Annotated in this window: 13 protein-coding genes; 5 read left to right on the forward strand and 8 right to left on the reverse strand. The window is 69.3% G+C overall.

Going from position 1 to position 21508, the window contains the following annotated elements; translation table 11 throughout:
* The 6 genes from VGP60_RS15655 to VGP60_RS15680 form a co-directional block, all read right to left on the reverse strand.
* Positions 1 to 1161 carry a glycosyltransferase gene (locus VGP60_RS15655; protein WP_327548728.1) on the reverse strand — a complete coding sequence of 387 codons (1161 nt, stop codon included), beginning with the start codon at positions 1159 to 1161 and terminating at the stop codon, positions 1 to 3.
* A complete protein-coding gene (locus VGP60_RS15660) occupies positions 1162 to 1965 on the reverse strand; it encodes an alpha/beta hydrolase (protein ID WP_327548729.1) in 804 nt (267 codons plus the stop codon).
* Positions 1966 to 1968: 3 nt separating this feature from the next.
* Positions 1969 to 2271: an acyl carrier protein gene (locus VGP60_RS15665; RefSeq protein ID WP_327548730.1), complete on the reverse strand. Its 303-nt coding sequence runs from the start codon at positions 2269 to 2271 to the stop codon at positions 1969 to 1971.
* The gene (locus VGP60_RS15670) at positions 2268 to 6608 is read right to left on the reverse strand and encodes a beta-ketoacyl synthase N-terminal-like domain-containing protein (protein ID WP_327548731.1); all 4341 of its coding nucleotides are present in this window, start codon (positions 6606 to 6608) and stop codon (positions 2268 to 2270) included. The genes VGP60_RS15665 and VGP60_RS15670 overlap by 4 nt, the downstream gene beginning before the upstream one ends.
* Before the next feature lie 5 nt (positions 6609 to 6613).
* Entirely contained in the window at positions 6614 to 13549 is a 6936-nt protein-coding gene (locus tag VGP60_RS15675; protein WP_327548739.1) for an SDR family oxidoreductase, read from the reverse strand.
* A 676-nt stretch (positions 13550 to 14225) separates the two neighbouring features.
* On the reverse strand, positions 14226 to 14945 hold the full coding sequence (locus VGP60_RS15680; RefSeq protein WP_327548732.1) for a DJ-1/PfpI family protein: 720 nt from the start codon (positions 14943 to 14945) through the stop codon (positions 14226 to 14228).
* A gap of 98 nt (positions 14946 to 15043) precedes the next feature.
* On the opposite strand from VGP60_RS15680, the gene VGP60_RS15685 reads away from it, so the two are divergent.
* Genes VGP60_RS15685 through VGP60_RS15700 form a run of 4 tightly spaced genes read left to right on the forward strand, consistent with a single transcriptional unit; the run spans position 15044 to position 18997 of the window.
* Positions 15044 to 16021 (forward strand): GlxA family transcriptional regulator, encoded by a 978-nt coding sequence (locus VGP60_RS15685; RefSeq protein ID WP_327548733.1) that lies wholly within the window; start codon positions 15044 to 15046, stop codon positions 16019 to 16021.
* Positions 16022 to 16065: 44 nt separating this feature from the next.
* Positions 16066 to 16569 (forward strand): SigE family RNA polymerase sigma factor, encoded by a 504-nt coding sequence (locus tag VGP60_RS15690; RefSeq protein ID WP_327548734.1) that lies wholly within the window; start codon positions 16066 to 16068, stop codon positions 16567 to 16569.
* Entirely contained in the window at positions 16566 to 17528 is a 963-nt protein-coding gene (locus tag VGP60_RS15695) for a hypothetical protein (RefSeq protein ID WP_327548735.1), read from the forward strand. The genes VGP60_RS15690 and VGP60_RS15695 overlap by 4 nt, the downstream gene beginning before the upstream one ends.
* A 50-nt stretch (positions 17529 to 17578) precedes the next feature.
* A complete protein-coding gene (locus VGP60_RS15700) occupies positions 17579 to 18997 on the forward strand; it encodes a YibE/F family protein (protein WP_327548736.1) in 1419 nt (472 codons plus the stop codon).
* Positions 18998 to 19094: 97 nt separating this feature from the next.
* On the opposite strand, the gene VGP60_RS15705 is transcribed toward VGP60_RS15700, so the two are convergent.
* Positions 19095 to 19760 carry a hypothetical protein gene (locus tag VGP60_RS15705; RefSeq protein ID WP_327548737.1) on the reverse strand — a complete coding sequence of 222 codons (666 nt, stop codon included), beginning with the start codon at positions 19758 to 19760 and terminating at the stop codon, positions 19095 to 19097.
* Positions 19760 to 20356: an MBL fold metallo-hydrolase gene (locus VGP60_RS15710; protein ID WP_327548740.1), complete on the reverse strand. Its 597-nt coding sequence runs from the start codon at positions 20354 to 20356 to the stop codon at positions 19760 to 19762. The genes VGP60_RS15705 and VGP60_RS15710 overlap by 1 nt, the downstream gene beginning before the upstream one ends.
* A gap of 171 nt (positions 20357 to 20527) precedes the next feature.
* Between VGP60_RS15710 and VGP60_RS15715 the strand changes: the two genes are divergently transcribed.
* Complete coding sequence (locus VGP60_RS15715; RefSeq protein WP_327548738.1) at positions 20528 to 21400, forward strand: peptidylprolyl isomerase; 873 nt, start codon at positions 20528 to 20530, stop codon at positions 21398 to 21400.
* The last annotated feature ends 108 nt before the right edge of the window (positions 21401 to 21508 follow it).

Below are 21508 nucleotides of genomic sequence, written 5' to 3' on the forward strand. Positions count from 1 at the left end.
TCAGGTCCCGGCGTGCACGAGCAACTCCTCCAGCCGGTCCGCGGCCGCCCGGCTGCCACCGGCGTCCTGAAAGGACTGACCGATCCGTCGCGCCGCCGACCGGAAACCCTGTTCTTCGTCCAGCACCGCTTCGATCGCCCCGGCGAGCAGTTTCGGTGTCACCCGGCCGAACCGGACACGCACCCCGGCACCGGCGTCGACCACCTGACCGGCGACGATCGGCTGGTCGTCACGGATCGGGGCGACCACCAGCGGAACGCCGTACCACAGCGATTCGCAAACCGTGTTGTGCCCGGCATGGCAGACGACCGCATCGAGCCGCTTGAGCAACTCCAGTTGCGGGACATGGCCGCGTACCAGGATGTGGTCGCCCAGGTCCTTGCCCAGCAAGCCCGCCGGGTCGACGACGATCGCCTGTAGCGCCAGCCCGGAGAGCGCCTCGACCGCGGTGGCCAGGAACCGGGCACCCGCGTCGAGATTGGCGGTTCCCAAGGAAATCAGCACGGTCGGGGTCGCCGGGTCGATCCACTCCCACGGAAAGTCCGAAGTAGACGGACGAGTACTCAGCGACGGGCCGATGAGCCAAACGTTTGCGTGCGGCAGTTCGCCGGCACCGAACAGCTCGCGAGTGGTGAACGCCAGCACACCGTGCGGCGAGAACCGCGGATCGGCCGCACCACCACCGATCCGCTCACGTAGTTCGCCCAGGAGGCCGTTCAGCCATTCCTCCACCTTGGGCATGCTCGCGAGCGGGTTCGTCAGCTCGGCCGACGTCGTCGCCGAGGTCACCCAGGTCAGCCCGAGATCGTCGGCGACCAGCCCGCCCGCAAGCGCTTGCTGGTCCGCCACGACGACGTCCGGGCCGAATTCTTCGATCGCCGCCCGGACCCCGGGTGCCATCGCGTCGGCGAGCGGGATCAGGAAGCTCTCCCACAGGAACTGCAACGCGGCCGGTCCTTTGAGGTCGGCGGTCCGCCGGACCTCCTGCGCCGGTACCGCGCAACCGAAAACCGTCGCGTCCGCGCCGGCGAGTTGCCGCACCAGCTCGAGATGCCCGGCCCACGCGACGTCGTGGCCACGGGCCGCGAGCTCCGCCGCCATCCCGACGGCCGGGTTGACATGGCCGACCAGCGGCGGCACCACGAAGAGGAATCGGCTCACCTAATGCGCCTTCGCCAGCGCGTGCTCGCGCACCCAATCCACGATCAGCTCGGTGGTCTGCGCGGTCTTCTGCACCAGCACGGAATGCCCCTGGTCGGGGATGACCACGGTACGGCAGGACGCGAGCGACGACTCCAGCCAGGGGACCTGCTCGGAAAGGTCCGACTCGCCGCCGAAGATCGCGAACACCGGGCAGGTCACCGCCGACAGGTCCTGCTCGATCCGCGCGCTGGCCGGGATGTCTTCGGCGATGGTCGTCAGCTGGACGAACTGACCGACCGACTCGAACACGCGCGCCAGGTGCTGCCCGTGCTCCTCGGCGAACCAGGCGAGGGTTTCCCGCTGCGCCAGCTCGGTCTTGGCGCGGTCGAGGACGTACTTCATGTTGCTGGTCCAGGATTCCACCGGCGGCTCGCCCTCGATGCAGGTCACCGTCGCCACCCGCTCGGGATGCGCGGCCGCGTACCCGAAGGCGATGGACGCGCCGAAGGAGTTGCCGACGAGGTGCACGGGCTCGGTCACGTCCAGCTCGCGCAGCAGAGCGTCCAAATCGGACACGAACTGCTCCAGCCGGTAGCCCGAGTCCGGGCGCTCGGTCCGGCCGTGGCCCCGCAGGTCGTACATGATGACGTCGATACCCGCCGCGGAAAACGCGGGCCCGAGGCTGAAGTAGTAGCTGGCGAGGCTGTCGATGAGCAGGCCGTGGATGAACACCACGATCGGTGCCGGGCCGTCTTCCGGCGGCACCTCGGGCTTCATGCGCTGGACGTGCATCTTGAGCCCACCCGCGAGGATCCTGGACATGGTTCAGCCTTTCCGCAGGGAGGCGACAATGTAGCCGACGAGGTCGCCGACGGTGAGCTGGATGATCTCCTCGAGACCCCGCTCGGCGATGAACGCGGCGAAGTTGATCTTGTCACCGTAGTGCTCACGCAGCTGCCCGGAGAGCCCGACGAGGTCGATGCTCTCCAGCTCCAGATCGTCGTGGAACTTCGTGTCCATGGTGATTTCGGCGTCGTCCAGCCCGTACTCGTCGAGCAGCACACGCAGGATGCCGGACACCTCCGTGAGCACGCCGGTCTGGTCGGGGGCCGTGGTCTCGATGCTCATTTTCCCGTCTCCTGCTCGTTTTCGGCCGTCCAGGCCACGATGTACTCCCTGGTCACGAGTCCCGGCGGGTTGCCGATCGCCGCGCACCGCACCAGATGCTCACGGCCGCCCACGCGAACCGTCAGCCGCTCCGCTTCGGCGCCGATCACCTCGAACTTCTCCGGCGCACCACGGAGCCCGGTGCCCAGCAGCTTCGCCACGGCTTCCTTGGCGGTCCAGAACCGCGCGAACCACACCGCGTCGCGTTCACCGGAGGCTTCGGCCTGATCCGCCAGCAACGCGAGCTCGTCGGGACCGCAAGCGGCCGCATAGGTGTCGACAGGATGCTCGACGATCTCTTCGACGTCGATGCCGCAAGGTCCGGGCCGCACGATGGCGACCCCGACTTCGGCGCGGTGCGCGATCGACACCGTCAGCTCCGGCAGGACCCGCCCGTGTGCGCCGGTCAGGAACGGCCGCCCGGATTCGTCGTTGCGCACCTGGATTTCCGCCGGGTAGAGCTCGCCCTCGCCGGACTTCCACAGCCAATGCCGGGCAGCGTCCTTCGCCGCGATCCGGCCCAGCAGCCACTGGCGTTTCCCGCGCGGCGGGCGCCGGTCGTACTGTTCGCGCTCGACGCCGCCGAGTTGGTTGCGCATGATCAGGTCACGGGTGGCGAGGTCGGGCCACTGTTCGTGGACCTGGGTCCAGCCGCCGGGACGCGGTTCCGAAAGCGTGTTGCGACCGGGAAAGCGGTCCACCAGGCGGATCCGCGGATTGCTGTCGAAGCGGCGGTCGCGCCAGCCGCTGAACTCCGCCCACACCCGGCCGCCGGCGACGAGCTGCATGTCGGCTTCCAGGGTCGTGTGGGTCACCGCGGTGATCCGGATCAGGCAGTCCAGCTTCGTGCCGGGCGCGGGATGCGGGCCGAAGAACCTGATCTTGTCCATCTGCACCGGGAAAACCGTGGTGCGCTCCGGAAGCCGGGACATGATCCAGTAACCGAGCACCTGCCCGACGTTGTCCAGCAGCGCGCCAGGGGCGGCCGGGCTGGTGATCACCCCGCGCACATGCGATTCGCCGATCGCGGTCAGCTCGGTGACGCCTTGGAACCGGGGGCCGTGGAACATCCAGCGCTCGGTGTACAGCTCGGCCGCGGTCAAGCCGGGCAGGTGTTCCGTGGCCGCGTCGAACTTCCAGACCGCCGGCGGCTGCGAGGAATAGCCCGGTGCCAGCTCGACGACGGCACGTGAATATTCGCCCAGCGACACGATCACGCGGCCAGGGCCGTCGGGCTTGACCGTGACAGGGACGTCCACGCTGGGAATGGCCGCGATCCACTTCATCAGCCGGACGTCGTGCACCGCGACGGCCCGCTGTCCCGGCGATGCCTGCTCGGCGAAGTCCATCAGGTGGCCGATGACCGTGGTCGCCGGGACCACCGGCCAGCGGTCGGCGTCGTCCGGCCAGCCGGGGCGCTGCTGGAAGAAGCAGTGGTCGAGCAGATACGGCATGGCCTCGGTGGAAACCCGAAGTACTGAAGGGACTTTCGCCGGGCGCTTGCCACGCGCGGCGATCAGCTCCGCCGCGACGTCGGCCGTTTCCTTCATCAACGCGGACAGCTCGGCGGCGATCGGATGCTCCAGTCCATCCAATGTAGACAGATCGGCCGAGCTCGTCTTGAACTTCGAGCTGAGCCGTCGCCGCTCCTCTCCGCCGAGGGAAACGAGCGCTCCACCGAGGTCCAGCCGGACCGGCCGCCGGGCCGGCTTCGTCACTTTGGTCCCCAGCAACGGCGAGACATCGAGTTCCACGCCGTCGGCCCACAACGCCGTGGCGACCCGGTGCAGCTGCCCGAGCCCGTCGCGATGCGGTGAGTGGGCGGAGACGACGAGATGGTCCTCGCCGCTCAGAGTGTCGCCGATCAGCGAGCCGAGCTGTCCGGCCCCGAGCTGGACGAACCCGCGGAACCCGGCCCGGTGCATGGCTTCGATCATCGGGCGGAACCGCACCGGCTCCAGGAGATGCCGGACGAACAACGTCCGCACGTCGTCAGGTCCGGCCGGGTACTCGCTCGCGGTGGTGGCCGACCAGACGGGCAGCTTCGGCGGGTGCAGCGCGTAGGCCTCCGCCGCCGCGCGGATCGGTCCGAGGTACGGCTCCAGCATCGGGGTGTGGAACCCGGACTGGAACGGCAGCACTTGCGAGATCACGGCTTCGGCCCGGAACCGCTGGACGAACCCGTCGACGGCGGCGGCCGGTCCGCAGATCATCGACTGGTTGGGCGCGTTGTCATGGGAGAGCACGACTTCGTGCTGGCCTTCGAGAACGGCCAGCACTCGCGCGGACGGAGCGCCGACGACGGCGAACGCCAGACCCGGCACCCGCAACGAGTCCGGGTCGAAGGAACTCAGGAACGCGTCGACCTCGTGCTCGGCGTGGATGCCACCGCACGCCATCGCGGTCCACTCCCCGACGCTGTGCCCGGCGACCGCGTCCGGCTTCACGGCGAGCTTGCGCAAGGCGGCGTCGAGTAGCCTGCCGAGCTGGAACACCCCGGTGCCGTGCCGCCCGATGTCACCGACCTTCGCGTCCGATGTGGACCATGGCAGGCCGAACCGCTGTGCGATGTCCTCGGCCTTGGGCTCGAATTCGGCTTCGAGACCTGGGAAGACGAACGCGAGTTTGCCGCCGCCCGCTCCCAGCAGCGGGGTCGGCGCGTACCAGATGTCGTTGCGGCCGCGCCAGCCCCGGCCTTTGGCGACGGCTTTTCGCGCCAGTGCCAGTCGTTTTGCCGTCGGGTCGACAATGCCGAGCCTCGTCGGTCCGCCGTGTTCAGCGCACAAGGCGAGGACCGTCGAGTCGTCGTTGTCGAGCAACTCGCCCATTGCCACGGAATCGGCCGCGGTCAGCCGCAGCACCCGCTCCGGTTCCCACACGGACACGACCGGCTTGCTCGCGGACTGTTCCAGCACCACATGCGCGTTGATGCCGCCAAAGCCGAACGCGTTCACCGCGGCGCGGCGAACCGGTTGTCCGGCAAAGGTTTCCCACGGACGGGCGGTGCCCAGGGTGTCGAACCGTGTCTTCGCGAGCGCCGGGTTCGGGTCGTCGCAGTGCAGGGTCGGCAGTAGCACCCCGTGGTAGACCGCGAGCGCGGCCTTGACCAGTCCGGCGACTCCGGCGGCGGGCATGGTGTGCCCGATCATCGACTTCACCGAACCGATCACCGCGCGGTGTCCGTCCGGAGTGGACCCGAAGACCTCGGTGATGGTGGCCAATTCCGCGGTGTCCCCGGCCGGGGTCGCGGTGCCGTGCGCTTCCAGCAACCCGATCGAACCTTCTTCGGCCGGGTCGAGCCCGGCCGCCTGCCAAGCCTGACGCACCGCACGGACCTGGCCGCCGGTGTCCGGGTTCAGCAGGCTGGCGGTGCGGCCGTCACTGGCGACCCCGGTTCCGGTGATCACCGCGTACACCCGGTCGCCGTCGCGATCGGCGTCGGCCAAGCGCTTGAGCACGACCACGCCGGTGCCCTCGCCGATGAGCACGCCGTCGGCGTCGCGGTGGAACGGGCGGATGCGCTCGGACGGCGACAGCGCGCCGAGCTGGTTGAAGACGCTCCACAACGTGATGTCGTGGCAGTGGTGGACTCCCCCGGCGAGCACGACGTCACACCGGCCGGTGGCGAGCTCACGAACCGCATGATCGACGGCGACCAAAGAGGACGCGCACGCGGCGTCCACTGTGTACGCCGGGCCGCGGAGGTCGAGCCGGTTGGAGAGCCTCGAGGCCGCGAGGTTCGGCACCAGGCCGATCGCCGATTCCGGCGCCTCCGGCCCGAGTTGATCGGTGAAGGCCTGGCGGACTTCTTCCAGCCTGCCCGCGTCGAGTTCCGGCATCAGCTCGCCGAGGGTGCGGACCAGTTGGCTCGCGGTGCGGACTCGCTGATCGAGCCGGACCAGGCCAGGCGTGAGGTAACCACCACGGCCGAGGATCACGCCGATCCGCTGGCGGTCTGCCGGGAGCCGGTCGTCACCGCCGGCGTCCGTAATCGCTTGCGCGGCCACGCGCAGCGCGATCAGCTGGTCCGGTTCGGTACCGGGCACCGAGTTCGGCATGATTCCGAACCCGGTGACGTCCACTTCGGCCAGCGTGTCGACAAAACCACCGCGTTTGCAGTTGATCCGGTCCGCGCGCTTCTCACCGGTGCCGGTCGGCTGGTAATACTCGGCGTCCCAGCGCCCGGCCGGGACGTCGGTGATCGCGTCGACGCCTTCGACCAGGTTGTGCCAGTACGTGTCGAGATCCGGTGCGCCGGGGAAGAGCACCGACATCCCGACGATCGCGACCGGGGTCATCGCGCTCACCACCCCGACGCGCTGTAGACCACGGCGGCGTCGGACTCGGTGCCCCAGGCGAGTTCCCGCAGCAGGCTCATCGTGCCCTCTTCGGGATCGATGAGTTCGATCCCGCGCTTGGCGTAGGAGCGCATGAGCTCGGGCGTCACCATGCCGTTGTTGACGCCGGTCGGTGCCCACGGTCCCCAGTGGACGGTCAGCCCACGGCGGCCGTCCACTTCGGACCACCGGCGGCCGAGCTGCTCAAGGGCGTCGTTGGCGCTCGCGTAGTCGATCTGGCCTCGGTTGCCGAGCGCGGCGGCGATACTGCCGAAGAGCACCGCGAACTTCGGCCCGGCGGGCAGGTCGTCCGTGGCGTCGAGCAACGCCTGCGCGCCGTCGACCTTGGTGGTGTAGACGTGGGCGAACGATTCGACGGACTTTTCGGCGATCAGCTTGTCCTCGATCACCCCGGCCGCGTAGACCACACCGTCAAGCCGGCCGTGCTCGGCGTGGATCTCCTTCACCGCATGATGCACGGCTTCGCTGTCGAGCATGTCGACGGAGTGGTAGCGGACCTGGCTGCCCAGTTCGCCGAGTCGACTGATGGTGGCGCGCACCTCGCGGGCCGACTCGATCTTGCCGATGGCGCGTTCGATTTCGGCGGGGACCCGCATGCCCCCGGCGATCAACGCGGACCGGAGTTCGCCGGCGCTGGTCGCGGCCGCGATGGCCGGTTCCTCGTCGCCGACCGGCAATGCCGTGCGGCCGAGCAGTTCGATCCGGCAACGGCTCGCCGCGGCGAGTGCGATGGCGAACCGGGCGGTGATGCCCTTCGCGCCGCCGACCAGCAGGACCACGGAGTCGCGGTCAAGGCCGATCGCCGCCGCTTCCGCCGCGCCGTCACCGGCCGGACCCGCGCCTGTGCTGCCGAGCAAGCCGAGGCTGGTCTCCTCCAGCCGCAGCCCATGCCGCTCGGTGCCGGCCCGGAGCACAACAGGCTCCCGGTCCACACTGGACAGCTCGGAGATGAGCGCGTCAGCGATGTCATCGAGGGCGACAGCGCGATCTTGTTCGACGACTCTGGCGATGGTCTCGGGGTACTCACGTGACACCGTGCGGAAGAAGCCGCGCAGCCCGTCCGCCGGGCCCGCCGCGATCAGCCAGCGCGGGGCGGCGGCGAGAACGGCTTGGTAGACCGGGAAGACGTCCGGCAGCACCGGCTTGTCGGCACCGAGGTGGAACACACCGTCGATGTGGCCGACGGCCGGGATCTCCGTAAACGGGACCGTGGTGGTTTCCGCGCCGAGCGCGCCGAGTTTCGCGGCCATGATCGGCGCGAGGTCGCCGCCACCGATGAGCAGGAAGCGGCGTCCGGTGAGGTCGGGGACCTCGGCCTTGGCAAGCTCCCATTTGTGGTGGACCAAGCGTTTCGGGGCGACGATGACCGGCTGGTCCTCGGCCGGTGCCGCTTCGAGTGCGGGAACCTCGGCGACACCGTTGAGGCCGCCGAAGATCAACGCAGTGATCCCCGCCGCGGTCCTTGCCTGCGACAGCTCCTCGACATCGCCGCCTGCCGGGAGGGAAAGCCGCGTGGCCAATTCACCGGCGATCTCCGCCCGCTTGATCGAATCGACGCTGAGATCCGCTTCCAGATCGAGATCCGGCTCGATCATGTCCACCGGATACCCGGTCCGCTCACCGATCACCACGAGCACCGCCGCCAGGATCGACGCCTCGGTCAACACCGGAGCGGCGACCACGACGACCGGCTCGGGAGCGGTGAACGAAACCCGGCTGACCACCAGCGCGGTGATCCCCGCGGCGGTCCGTGCCTGCGACAGCTCCTCGATGTCCCCGCCCAGGGGCAGGTTCAGCCGGGTCGCCAGCTCACCGGCGATCTCCGCCCGCTTGATCGAATCGACGCTGAGATCCGCTTCCAGATCGAGATCCGGCTCGATCATGTCCACCGGATACCCGGTCCGCTCACCGATCACCTCCAGCACCGCGGCCAAGACAGCAGACTCACTCAGCGCCGGAAGTACCGGCTCGGCCGGGGCTTCGACGGCGGCCACGGGAACCGGCGCGAGGATGGTGGGTGCTGGCTGAGAAATCACCGGCTGCGAGACATAGGTGACCGGGGTTTCCCTCGGCACGGAACCGAGATAGCCGAGCATCACATCACGCTGCGCGGCGATCATTTCCCGGCTGGTGCGCAGGAATTCGGCGACCATGGCGTCCGCGCCGGAGGTTTCGTTCGACATCGTGGGCTCCAACACGCTGGGGGCCGGGACACGGACTGCGGGGCGCAGCGCCCCGGCAGGGATGGCACCTTCGGCCGTGCGGACGAGGTGCCCGTCGACGGTCCAGCCCGCGCGCGGGGACCTGGTCGCACGCGCGGCGTCGACAGCGTCGCGGCCGTGGAACAGCCAGCCGGTGCGGAGATCGACTCCCGCGACGGCCAGCTCCGCCAGTGCCGCCAGGAAGCCGGACAACCCGCTGCGGCGCTTCGCCTCCAGCGCGACGGTCCGGTGTGGACGGTCACCGAGGATGGCGGCCACGAGCTTGGTCAGCACCGAACCCGGTCCGGCCTCGACGAATACCCGCGCACCGGCGGCGTACATGGACTCGATCTGCTCGACGAACCCGACCGGCGAGCCGATCTGGGCGGCGAGTTCGGCCCGGATCCGGGCGGGCTCGACCGGGTAGGCCTTGCCGGTGCGGTTAGACCACACCGGCACCTCGGGCTCGAAGACCTCCACCCCGGTCAATGTTTCGGCGAACGCGATTCCGGCGTCGGCGACCAGCGGACTGTGGAACGCGCACGCGACGGGGATCCGTTTGGCCCCCATCCCGGCGGAACGCAGCAGTCCGACGGCCGTGTCCACGCCCTCGGTCGTTCCCGAGATCACGGTTTGCTGGGGAGAGTTCAGGTTCGCGGCGACCACGGAGCCGTCGAGCCCGGCCCTGATCAGCGCCTCGGCGACGCTGGATGCGTCCGCCGACACCGCCGCCATCGTCCCCGGATCACCGGTTCCCGTCGCGGCGAGGATCGCTTCGGCCCGGGCATTGCTGCACATGAGCAAGGTCTCGGGGCTCAAGGCACCGGACGCGGTGAGCGCGACCAGTTCGCCATAGCTGTGCCCGGCCATCATCGACGGCCGGACCCCGGCACGGCTGAGCAACCGGTGCGCGGCAAGCCCGACGATCCCCAGCGCGGGCTGGGCCACGCGGGTGTCGGTGATCCGGGCCAGCTGCGCGGCGCGGCCGGCCTCGTCGAACGCCGTCGGCGGGTACAACGCGGCGACGGTTTCGGCGTCACCGAGTCGCAGATAGCGCTGGAGTTCGGGAAAAGTCACGAAAAGTTCGGCGAACATCCCCGGGCGCTGGCTTCCCTGCCCGGGGAACAACAACGCCACCTCGCCCGCGTCCACTTCGGACTCGGCGAAGAAGATCCCCGCCGCGCGTTCCCCCGCGACGGCCCGGCGCAGCAGGTCCGCGAGTTCGTCCACATCGGACGCGAGCACCGCGATCTCGGCCCGGTCACCATGTCCGAGGTCGTAGCGGCGCGACGCGCTGAGCGCGAAGTCCCGCAGCCGCCACGGCTGCTTCTTGCCAGGATCCGCGGTGACCAGCGCGAGCAGCTCCTCGGCGTGTTTCACCGTGCGGAAGGCGAACAGCTCCACCGGCCACTCGTCGAGCGTCTGCACCGGTGGCGGACCGCCGTCGTACGCGCTGAGCACGACATGGAAGTTGGTGCCACCGAAGCCGAACGCGCTGACCCCGGCTACCCGTTCCGACGCCGAAGCCGACCAAGGCTTGGCGGAGCTGTTGAAGGCGAACGGGCTGCTTTCGGCGTCCCACGCGGAGTTCGGCTTGCTGACGTGCAGCGTCGGTGGCTTGATCCCGGTGTGCAGCGCGAGCGCGGTCTTGATCAGCCCGGCGAGCCCGGCCGCGCATTTGGTGTGACCGATCTGCGACTTCACCGAGCCGACGGCGCAACTGCCCGCCTCGGCACCGGCTTCCACGAACACCTTGGTCAGCGTGGCCAGTTCCGTGCGGTCGCCGACGACCGTGCCCGTGCCGTGCGCTTCCACCAGCCCGACGTCGGCGGGCGAGACACCGGCGTTGCGGTACGCCCGCTCAAGCGCGCTGCGCTGACCTTCGGGGCGAGGCGCGGTCAGGCCGAGCGACCGGCCGTCGCTGGCGCTGCCGACCCCCTTGATCACCGCGTAGACCCGGTCGCCGTCGCGCTCGGCGTCGGCCAGCCGCTTGAGCGCGACACAGGCGACACCTTCACCCAGCGCGATGCCGTCGGCGGAGCTGTCGAAGGTGGCGGACCGGCCCGTCGGCGAAAGCGCGTGCACCGAAGCGAAGAGCAGGTAGTCGTTGATGCCGTTGTGCAGATCGGCGCCGCCGCAGAGGACGAGGTCGCTCGTGCCGGACACCAGTTCCTTGCAGGCGACGTCGACGGCGGTCAGCGAAGACGCGCACGCGGCGTCGACGGTGTAGTTCGCACCGCCGAGGTCGAGCCGGTTCGCGACCCGCCCGGCGATGACGTTGGCGAGCATGCCGGGGAACGAGTCCTCGGTGAGCTTCGGGAGCTGACTGTCCAAACCGGACGGAACCTCGCCGAAGTACGCGGGCAGGACCGTGCGCAACGTCGTCGCGTTGGACAGGTCGCTCCCTGCCTCCGCGCCGAAGACGACCGACGTCCGGGAGCGGTCGAAGTCCCGGGTGCCGTACCCGGCGTCGACCAGCGCGCGGTGCGCGGCCTCCAATGCGAGGAGCTGCACCGGCTCGATACTCGCCAGCGACGACGGCGGAATGCCGTAGCGCAGCGGGTCGAAGGGGATCTCGGGCAGGAAACCACCCCAGCGGGACGGCGTCCGGTCGCCGTCGCCGTCGGGCGCGTAGTAGACGGACTGGTCCCAGCGCTGCGCGGGGACCTCGGTCACGGAGTCCACTCCGGACAGGACGTTCGCCCAGAACGTACCGAGATCGGGGGCCTGCGGGAACATGCACGCCATGCCGACGACGGCGATGTCCAGCGGGTCCGGTCCGATGCGCTCGGGTTCGACGGTCAGGCCGAGGTCTTGGCGCAGCTGAGCGGTGCGCCCGCCGAGGAACTCGGCCGCGCCGGCGGCGACGGAGGTGTGCAGCTCGGCGATCGTGGTGACCGCGGACCGCAGCACCGCGACTTCCCCGGCCATGAACATGCCCTCGGCGAGCTGGCGCGGTTCGCCGACCGGGCGGAGTTCGTCGCCGACCCGCTCGATTCCCTTGCTGGCCAGCCGGAGACGGCCGACGTTGAGCTGTTCGAGCTGCTCCCAAGCCTCGCGGCTGGGCACTTCACGCGCCCGCAGATCCTGTTTGATCGCCGCGTATTCGTCGGTGAACGGGCTGCGGACACACCGGGTCGCGTGCCCGGGCGCGGTTTCCAGGAGGTCGGTGCGCTCGGCGGCGAGGACCTGCTGCTGGAACAGCGGGAGGACCGCGCCCGCGTTGACGGCTTCCTCGGTGAAGAGGTACGCGGTGCCCATCAGGACTCCGACAGCGGCACCCCTGGCGGTCAGCGGAGTCGCCATCGCCATGACCATGGCGGCCGAGCGCTCGTCGTGGACGCCGCCGGCGAAGAACACCTGGAGCTGCCCGGCGACGGTTTTGTCCTTTGTGGATCCAAGGAACTCGTCGAGCACGCCGAGTTGCGCTTCCCACAACGGGAAACTGTTGCGAGGGCCGACATGTCCGCCGCATTCGGAGCCCTCGAAGATGAACTTGCGTGCCCCGGCTTCGAGGAACTGCTTGAGCAAGCCCGGCGACGGCACGTGCAGGAACGTCGAGATCCCGGCCTCTTCGAGAGCGGCGGCCTGCGCGGGGCGGCCTCCGGCGATGATGGCGTGGGACGGCCGGATCTCCCGGATCACGTCGAGCTGCGCCGTCTTGATCTCGTCGTCGGCGAAGCCGAGCACCCCGACGCCCCACGGTGCGTCACCGAGCGCGTCGCGGGTCTGTTCGAGCATCGCGCGAGTCTGTGCCGGGCCGGACAGGGCGAGCGCGATGAACGGCAGCGCGCCGGCTTCGGCCACGGCCGCGGCGAAGCCGGCTTGGTCGCTCACCCGGGTCATCGGCCCCTGCGCCACCGGCAGCCGAGTGCCGAAAGCCTTACCTGCCAACGAGTTGTCGCGATCGGTTTCCGCGACGGCCTCGAGCACCGCATCCCGTACGCCACGCACCGCGGCACCGACGGTGCCCCAGTAACGCTGGAACCGGGCGGCGAGAAAGCCGTCCTGCCCGAGTGGCAAGGCCGGACCGGTGACGCCGCGCCGCGACAGCACACGCCGCCCGTCGACGATCGCCGTCTCGGAACCGTCCAGACCGGCGATGGCCGCGGTGATGTCCACCGGCAGGCCGGTTTCGGCGAGCAGCGCGAGTTGGGTGTCGAGGACGACGCCGGTAGCGCCACCGGCGACAGCGGCGGCGGCCGTGTGCGGCCCGATCCCGCCGCAGGCCCAGACCGGCAGGTCGAACTTGTCGTCGGCGAGCAACTGCTGCAACAACACGAAAGTGCTGAGATCACCGATTCGGCCGCCGGCCTCGTGGCCGCGGGCGATCAGCCCGTGGGCGCCCGAACGGGCCGCGAGCCGGGCTTCCTCGCGGTCGACGACCTCCACCAGCACGCGGCGCCCGGCGAAGTCGCCAGGAGAGAGACCGGCGGCCGCGGGAAGGATCACCGTGTGTGCCCCAGTGGGCAGAACGGCCCCGGTGAACGGCGAATCCTCGGCGAGACTCACCCCGAACGCCGTGGTCAGCCACTCGTCGGCGAGCGCGAGCTCTTCACGGGCGGCCCGGTCCCCCGCCGTCAGATCCAGTACGCCGAGGGCTCCGGCACGGGCCGCGGCGACCACGAATCGTGCCGAGGGCAGCGCGAACGGGCTCACGGCGATGACGAGATCCGTCATCGCCGCGGCGATGGACGCGGCCTTATCGGGGCTCGCGGCGACGGCGGCATCTTTGTCAAGATTTGCCACACTCATGAGAACTCCCACGGACCCGAGCGAGTGAACGGTGACGGGGAGTACTTAAGCGTGGCCACGACCGTCACGTCAATGAGTTCAGAGTGTGAAATGAACAGGTCGCCGAAAATCACTAACCTTTGCGCAGATCGGCACCCATGCCGTCGACAGAAGTTAGCGGCACCGACACATGTTTGACATGATCGGACCAATCACGATCCGGCTACGACACAGCCTTCGCGACACAAGCGAAGCGAACAAGCGCCTTGCGAAAGAATCGCCGAAATATTCGCGAATGGCAACCCCGTCCAGCATCTGGACGCGGGATCTCGGCCGCATGCCTGCGATAACCACCGGAAGGGTGGCCACCGGATATCCCCGGTGGCCACCCTTCCGGCTTATCGTCAGAGATTTCACAAGCCGGTGAAAACGGAACTCCGGCGAGTACTTACCACCGAGGGCCACTCGTGCGCGCCCACGAAATGTTTCCATCATGCTAAAGACGCCGGAAACGTGTCCCCGCGCATTCTCCCCGCACACCCGGAACCTGAGCGAGCAGGTAGATCGGCACTCAGACTTCACGTGACCGTCACAGGTTCGTCATTTACCAACCGATGGTCGACTATCCCGTGTGGACGGTGTGCTTCCGCAGCCGTTCCCGCAGGTCAGGGTCACCCGCGAGGCCCTCGGTCAACCAGGTCTGGACCACTGGAGCCATCAGCCCGCGAGGTGCCGCGGCCCAGTCGAGCGGCCCGAGCGGCGGCTCCGGGTCGTATTCGATGGCGAACTGGATGGCCCTGGCGACGTCGTCGCCCGCCAGCCTGGTGACCAGGTGCAGCGCCATGTCGATCCCGGCCGCCACCCCGGCCGCGGTGATCACCTGCCCGTCCTCCACCCAGCGCTCGTCGACCGGTGTCGCGCCGAACGCGCGGAGTCCCTCTCGGAAGGTCCAGTGCGTGTTGGCGCGCTTCCCTTCGAGCAGTCCCGCGGCGCCGAGAAGCAGCGCACCCGTGCAGACCGACGTCATCCACCGGGCGGTCTTGGCTGTCTGGCGCAGGTAGCCGAGGAGGGTTTCGTCGGTGAGGGCGCGCAACGTCGGCGCCGCGCCGCCGGGCACGACCACCGCGTACGGCTCGGGCACTTCGGCGAAGGTCCGCGACGCCGTGATGGTCAGCGGGGTGTCCGTCTCCAGCGGCTCGACCCGCTCCGCGACGACCACCGCCTCGAACCCCTGCCCTAAGCCGGCCAGCGAGCTGATCACCTGCAGCGGTCCGGCGAGGTCGAGCAGGGTAAGTCCCGGATAGAGCACGAAAGCGATCGTTTTCTTCTTTTCGTCAGCCATGCCCGAAACAATGGCCACCACGGGCGGCAGAGGTGTGAACGATGTCCGGAATCCTGCGAACCGTGTCCGGCGGCCGGCCAAGATGCTAGCGTCGCGCCATGCGGCGTTCCCCCAGACGAGTGGTGATCATCGGTTACCCCGACGCGGAACTGCTCGACATCGCCTGCCCGTCCGACGTGCTGGACGCCGCGAACCAGCTCGGCGCGCGGCCGCCGTACGAAATCCGCCTCGCCAGCGTCGACGGCAAGCCCATCCGCTGCATGTCCGGCCTCACCCTGGTCGCGCAGCAGCGGATCGACCAGGTCGAGGGCGATCTCGATACGGTCATCGTGAGCGGCGGCGGCGGGTACGAGGAAGCCGCGGCGGACGTCCGGCTGATCACCCATCTGCGGCGGCTCGCCGAAACCAGCCGCCGGGTGGCTTCGGTCTGCACCGGCGCCACCGTGCTGGCGGCCGCCGGGCTGCTCAACGGCCGCCGCGCGACCACACACTGGCGCTACGCCGCCCGGATGGCGCGACACTATCCGGCCGTCACGGTGGACCCGGTGCCGCTGTTCGTCAAGCACGGCAACGTCTACACCTCGGCCGGGGTGACGAGCGCATTGGACCTGGCACTGGCTTTCGTCGAAGAGGACCACGGCGCGACGATGGCCCGCGAAGTCGCCCGCTCACTCGTGACCTACCTGCAGCGGCCCGGAAACCAGGCCCAGGTCAGCATGTTCCTCTCCGGCCCGCCGCCCGAGCACCGGATGGTCCGCGAGCTGACGTCGTACATCTCCGAGAGTCTCGACGGCGATCTCGGCACCCCCGCGCTGGCCGGCCGCGCCGGCGTCGGCACCCGGCAGCTCACCCGGCTTTTCGACGCGCACCTGCACACCACGCCGAGCCGCTACGTCCGCACGGTCCGCACCGAAGCCGCCGCGCACCTGTTGTCCACGACGGAACTCCCGCTCGTCGCGATCGCCCGCCGGTGCGGTTTCGGCTCCACCGAAACCCTGCGTCAGTCCTTTCTGGACCACTACGACACGCCGCCGTCGTCCTACCGCCGGGTGCACCTGCGGCAGGCAATCACTTAAAGAACACTGCAACAGAACGATTGGGTGCCGGAGTCATAAGAGCCGTGGACATCGACGAATTCTCCCGCGAGCAGTTACCGGGCCTGGTCCGGTTCGCCGCCGTGCTGACCGGTGACACGCATCTCGCGCAGGATCTGGTCCAGGACGCGCTGATGCGTGCCCACCTCAAGTGGCCGCTGGTCTCCACCGCGGCCAGACCAGACCTGTACCTGCGCCGGATGGTGATCAACGGCCACCTGACCTGGCGGAGACGCTGGTACCAGCGGACGATGCGGTCCGCCGCGGACATCGGCGACCTGCGCGGACCCACCGCCCCGGACCCGGCGATCGGGATCGCCGACCGCGACCAGCTGGGTGAGCTGCTCGGCAGGCTCACCGGGCCGCAGCAGGCCGCGATCGTGCTGCGGTTCTACGAGGACCGCGACGACACCGAGATAGCCGAAGCGATGGGCTGCGCGGTGGGGACCGTGCGGAGCCACATCTCCCGGGGGCTCAGTGCCCTGCGCATCCGGCTCGACCACGAACTGACGGAGGTTTCCGAGTCATGACCGACCTCGAGCTGCTGCGGGAAGCGCTGCGCGAGCGCGAGTCCTCCGCCCCCGACCCCACCATCGTGCTCGCCAAGACCAAGGTCCGGCTCCGGCGACGCCGTAACCTGCGCCGCGCGGCCGGGCTGACCGGCGCCGTGGCGCTGACCGCGGCCGCGCTCATCGGGATCGTGGCCATCCCGTCCGCACCGGTGCCCGGCCCGGTCGCGGAGCCCGCGACGACGTCGAAACTCACCCAGCTCAAGGGCGGCCTGCTGCCCTTCACCATCGGCGAGGTCCCGGCGGGCTACCACCTCACCACCTGGGCGAACGAAGGTGACGGCCAGTCCGTCCAGTACCTCGGCCAGGCCGACTACAAGGTGCTGACGGTCGGAATCCGGTACACCGATCCCGCCGGCGGCTCGGGCACGGCCACCACCGTCGGCGGGAAACCGGCGAAGCTGCGGACGATCGCGGCGGACCCCGCCGAGCTCGAACTGAGCTGGGAAATCGGTCCCGGCCAGTGGCTCCGGGTGAAGGGCACCAAGGACGCCGTCGGTGAGCAGGCCCTGCGCCAGGTCGCGGAGTCGGTGACGGCCACGCCGAGCACCGTCGCGCCCGTGCTCGAAGTCGAAATCCCGGACGGCCTGTCCGAAGAGTCGTCGATGGGGGAAAGGCTGCTCGGGCAGTTCTTCTATCTCTGCCCCGGCGGTGCGGGCGAGCATTCCGGACAGGCGTGCGCGACCGTCCGGCTGAGGAGCGGGACCGCGCAACGGGAATTCGGCGTCGGCGGCCCGAACGGCGAGGACCTCAAGATCCCGTTGACCGAACAGGAGGCCGGCGGCGTGACCCTGTTGAAGAGCTCCGACGGCCGGATCGTCGTCCGCCAGCTGGACAGCACCCATTGGATCTCGGTGGATTCGACCCAAATCGATCCCGTTGTCCTGCAACGGCTGGCGACGACGGCGAAACTCGGCTGAAAGCCGTACCCCGGGGGACGGCCGCGCGGCCGCCTGTGCAGGATTGACACGTGGACCGTGACGACAATTCCGACGACGAGACCGGCCCGATCCGCCGGGTGACCGAGCGTCCGTCCACCCCGCGTCCACGACGTGAGGGTCAGCCGAAAAGCCGCCGCGCGCCCGAAACCCCCGCACGCCGGGCGAAACCGGCACCCCGCGAACGCCCGGCGCCCGCCGCGGAAGCCCATGGCCACGGGCACGGCCACAACCACGGCCCGGCGAGCCCCGCGTCACACCGGGTCCGGCTGCTCCTGATGTGGCTGCTGATCCCGGTCGCGCTGGCCACCGTCGTCGGCTCGCTGGTGCTCTATCCGTGGGGCAAACCGGCCGTGACGAGCACGACGGCCCAGGGCCAGCCGGTCCACGGCACGATCACCGCCACCGTGTCCGGGCCCTGCCTGGCCGAAGGACAGGTCCAGGTCGGCGGCGACCCGGTTCCCGGCGAGAAGCCCTGTCTGACCGTCGACGTCACCATGACCGACGGCCCCGCCTCCGGTCAGCCGCTGCGGCTCACCGTGCCGATCGAGCCCAGCACCCCGCGGTTCGTCGCCAAGGACAAGATCGTGCTGTCCTACAACGGCTCGAACCCCCAGGACCCGAGCTCGTTCCAGATCGTGGACTTCCAGCGCGGTCTCCCCCTGACGCTGCTGGCCGCGCTCTTCGCGATCGCCGTCATCGTCCTCGGCCGCTGGCAAGGCCTGGCCGCGCTCATCGCCCTGGGCCTCAGTTTCCTGGTCATCGCGCTGTTCATCCTTCCCGCGATCCTGGCCGGGGAAAACCCGCTCCTGGTCGCCATCGCCGGTGCGGGCCTGATCATGTTCATCGCGCTCTACTTGACGCACGGACTGTCCGCTCGAACATCCGTGGCGGTGCTCGGAACCTTGCTGAGCCTCGCCCTGATCGGCGTCCTCTCGGCCCTGTTCTCCGCCGCCGCGTCATTGACCGGCCTCGACGACAGCACCTCGAACCTCATCGGCTCACTGGGCCACGGAATCGACGCCCGAGGGCTGCTACTGGCCGGTGTCGTCATCGGTGCGCTGGGTGTACTCGACGACGTCACCGTCACCCAAACCAGTTCCGTCTGGGAATTGCGCCGCGCCAACCCGTCCCTGAGCTGGCGCGAACTGTACAACTCCGGAATGCGCATCGGGCGGGACCACGTCGGCTCCGCGGTCAACACGCTGGTAATGGCCTATGCCGGCGCGGCCCTGCCCGTGCTGCTGTATTCGTCGATCTCCGGCGTCGGCCTGGGCTCGATCCTCAGCTCCGAAGACCTGGCCCAGGAAATCATCCGGACCCTCGCGGGCAGCGTGGGAATCGTCGCCGCCGTCCCCGTCACCACTCTCCTGGCCGCCCTCATCGCCAGCCGAGAACCCGCCGTAACCCCCATCAACACCGACGGCACCATCAGCGGCACCCTGGAATAAACAGACGGGACCACCACTCTCGTGAGTGGCAACAAGGGTTAGAACACTCGTAGCCACTCACGAGCCACCCACCCAGCCGTGCTTTCTCACCAAAGCGCTAGTCCTCCAGCGTAGCCACAAATCGGCTCACGGCTTCCATGGTGAATCGCTGAGCGAGCTTTCCCGAAGGCGCCGCCGAAGCCAGCCGGTACAACGGCCGATCAGCCGCCCCATCCCCCCGCGCCTCGGACTTCAACTGCGCCACCAGCAACTCCGCGAACACCAGCCCGTTCGCCTCGACGTTGTTCATGATCGCGTTGGCCAGCCGCCGCAGCTGCAGCACACCCAGCTCACGCCCACCCGTGCCCGAATAAACAGCCAGGTCGATCTTCACGGCCTTACCCCGCTGCCCGGCATTGAGCAGCAGCCCCACCGTCCGAGTCCCACGGACGTCGGTCACCAGCAGGTCGACGCGCGACGCCGTCACCAGATCGATCCGCCGGGTGCGCCAGGTCCGCACCACCACCGTGGTGCCCTCGAGCCACAACCGCCGCCGGACGTTGAACCCCACCACGTACAGCAGGGGCAGGGCCACGACCACGGCGACGACCAGTCCCACGATGCGGCCGCCGATCAATCCGGCGATCCCGCCGAACGCGGCGGCGAAGATCAACGCCCCCACCACTCCGGAGCAGCCTCTCCGGCGGCGCGAAACCGGGTCGTCCTGGTAGAGCGGCAGCCTTTCCGGCTCGGTGGGTTCGGAAGGCTTGGCAGGTTCAGTCATCACACGCCCAGTAGGAAGGGATTGGCGGAACGCTCGCGCCCGATGGTGGTGCTCGCACCGTGTCCCGGCAGCACCACGACCTCGTCGGAAAGCGTCATCACCTTGGTGAGCAAGGAATGGGTGAGTTCGCCCGCGTTGCCGCCGGGCCGGTCCGTGCGGCCGACCGAGCCCGCGAACAACGTGTCACCGGTGAGCACGAGCCGCCCGCCTTCGGGGGTCTCCAACCGGAACTGCACCGAGCCCGCGGTGTGCCCGGGAACGGATTCGACGGTGATGCTCAACCCGGCGAGCTCCAGGACCCCCTCGGACAGCGGGTCGACCCGGACCCGGTCCTCGAGAAGCCCGGTGTCCGCGGGATGGAGCCGCAGCGGCAGTCCGTGTTCGTCGCCCACCGCGGCCGCCGATCCCACGTGGTCGAAGTGACCGTGGGTGGCGAGCATCCCGATCGGGAGGAGACCGTGCTCACGGACCGCATCGCCGATCCTCCCGGCCGCGTCCTGACCCGGGTCCACGATGACGCATTCCGCGCCGGGGCCGGGCGCCAGCAGGTAGCAGTTGGCTTGGAAGGCGCCGGCCGGAAACCCGACGACGAGCACGGAATCCACCTCCACGATTGCCGGGCGAGGCACGTGCCCGCTCCCCCATCGGCCGTTTCGGCCGCAATTCGGTCAGCCTAGCCGCCCCTGTACAGAGTCCTCACAGGCTGTGCCAATACACTGCCGCTACCCAGGCGTGTGACACCTATGTGGAAAATCGGGAGGACGCGGGTGGCGACCAACCAGCAACGCCGTGAGGCCGCAAAACGCAAGTTGGACCGGCAGATCGAACGCAGCAAGCAACGTGCGCGGCGGCAGCGGCGTAACGCGTGGATCGTGGCGGGCGGCGTACTCGTGGTCGCGGCAGGGATCGTCGTAACCGTGGTGCTCTCGTCGGGTGGCGACAGCAACGACGTCGCGTCGGCGGACCCCTCGGCCACGCCGACCCCGCAGCCTCCCGCGGAGATCCAGATCCCGACCGAGCGCGCGCCGATGCCCGCGCGGCCGCAGGCACTGCCGAACCCGGCCACCTGCGAGTACCCCGCCACCCCGGACAGGCCGGCTTCCAAGCCGGTCACCGCACCGGCGGGCGGCCAGATCGCGTCGACCGGCACCGTGAACGTGACGTTGAAGAGCACCGCGGGCGACATCCCGGTGACCCTCGACAGGGCACTCGCCCCGTGCACGGTGAACGCGTTCGTCGAGCTCTCCAAGCAGGGCTTCTTCACCGACACCGAATGCCACCGGCTCGGCACCGAGGGGCTGCAGATGCTCCAGTGCGGTGACCCGACGGCCAGCGGCACCGGTGGCCCTGGCTTCTCGTTCAAGGACGAGATCTTCCCGGAGCTGAAGTACGGGCGGGGCATGCTGGCGATGGCCAACTCCGGCGCGGACACCAACGGCAGCCAGTTCTTCATGGTCTACGGCGCCGCTCCGCTGGACCCGAACTACACGGTCTTCGGCAGTATCTCCGACGACGGCTTGAAGGTGCTGGACAAGGTCGCGCGCGACGGGATCGACCCCGCAGCCGCGGCACAGAGCCAGGACGGCACCGGCAAGCCGAAGACGCCGGTGAAGTTCACCGCGGTCACGGTCGCGAACTGATCGAGCTCAACGGCATTCCGCCGACACCGGCGGAACTGCTGCCCGCGATGTCCTCCTATGGACATTTAACGGCCATGCAGGTGCGTGGAGGTCGAGTCCGCGGACTCG

The organism is Amycolatopsis sp., assembly GCF_036008905.1.
In the GTDB taxonomy this organism is placed as follows: Bacteria; Actinomycetota; Actinomycetes; order Mycobacteriales; family Pseudonocardiaceae; genus Amycolatopsis.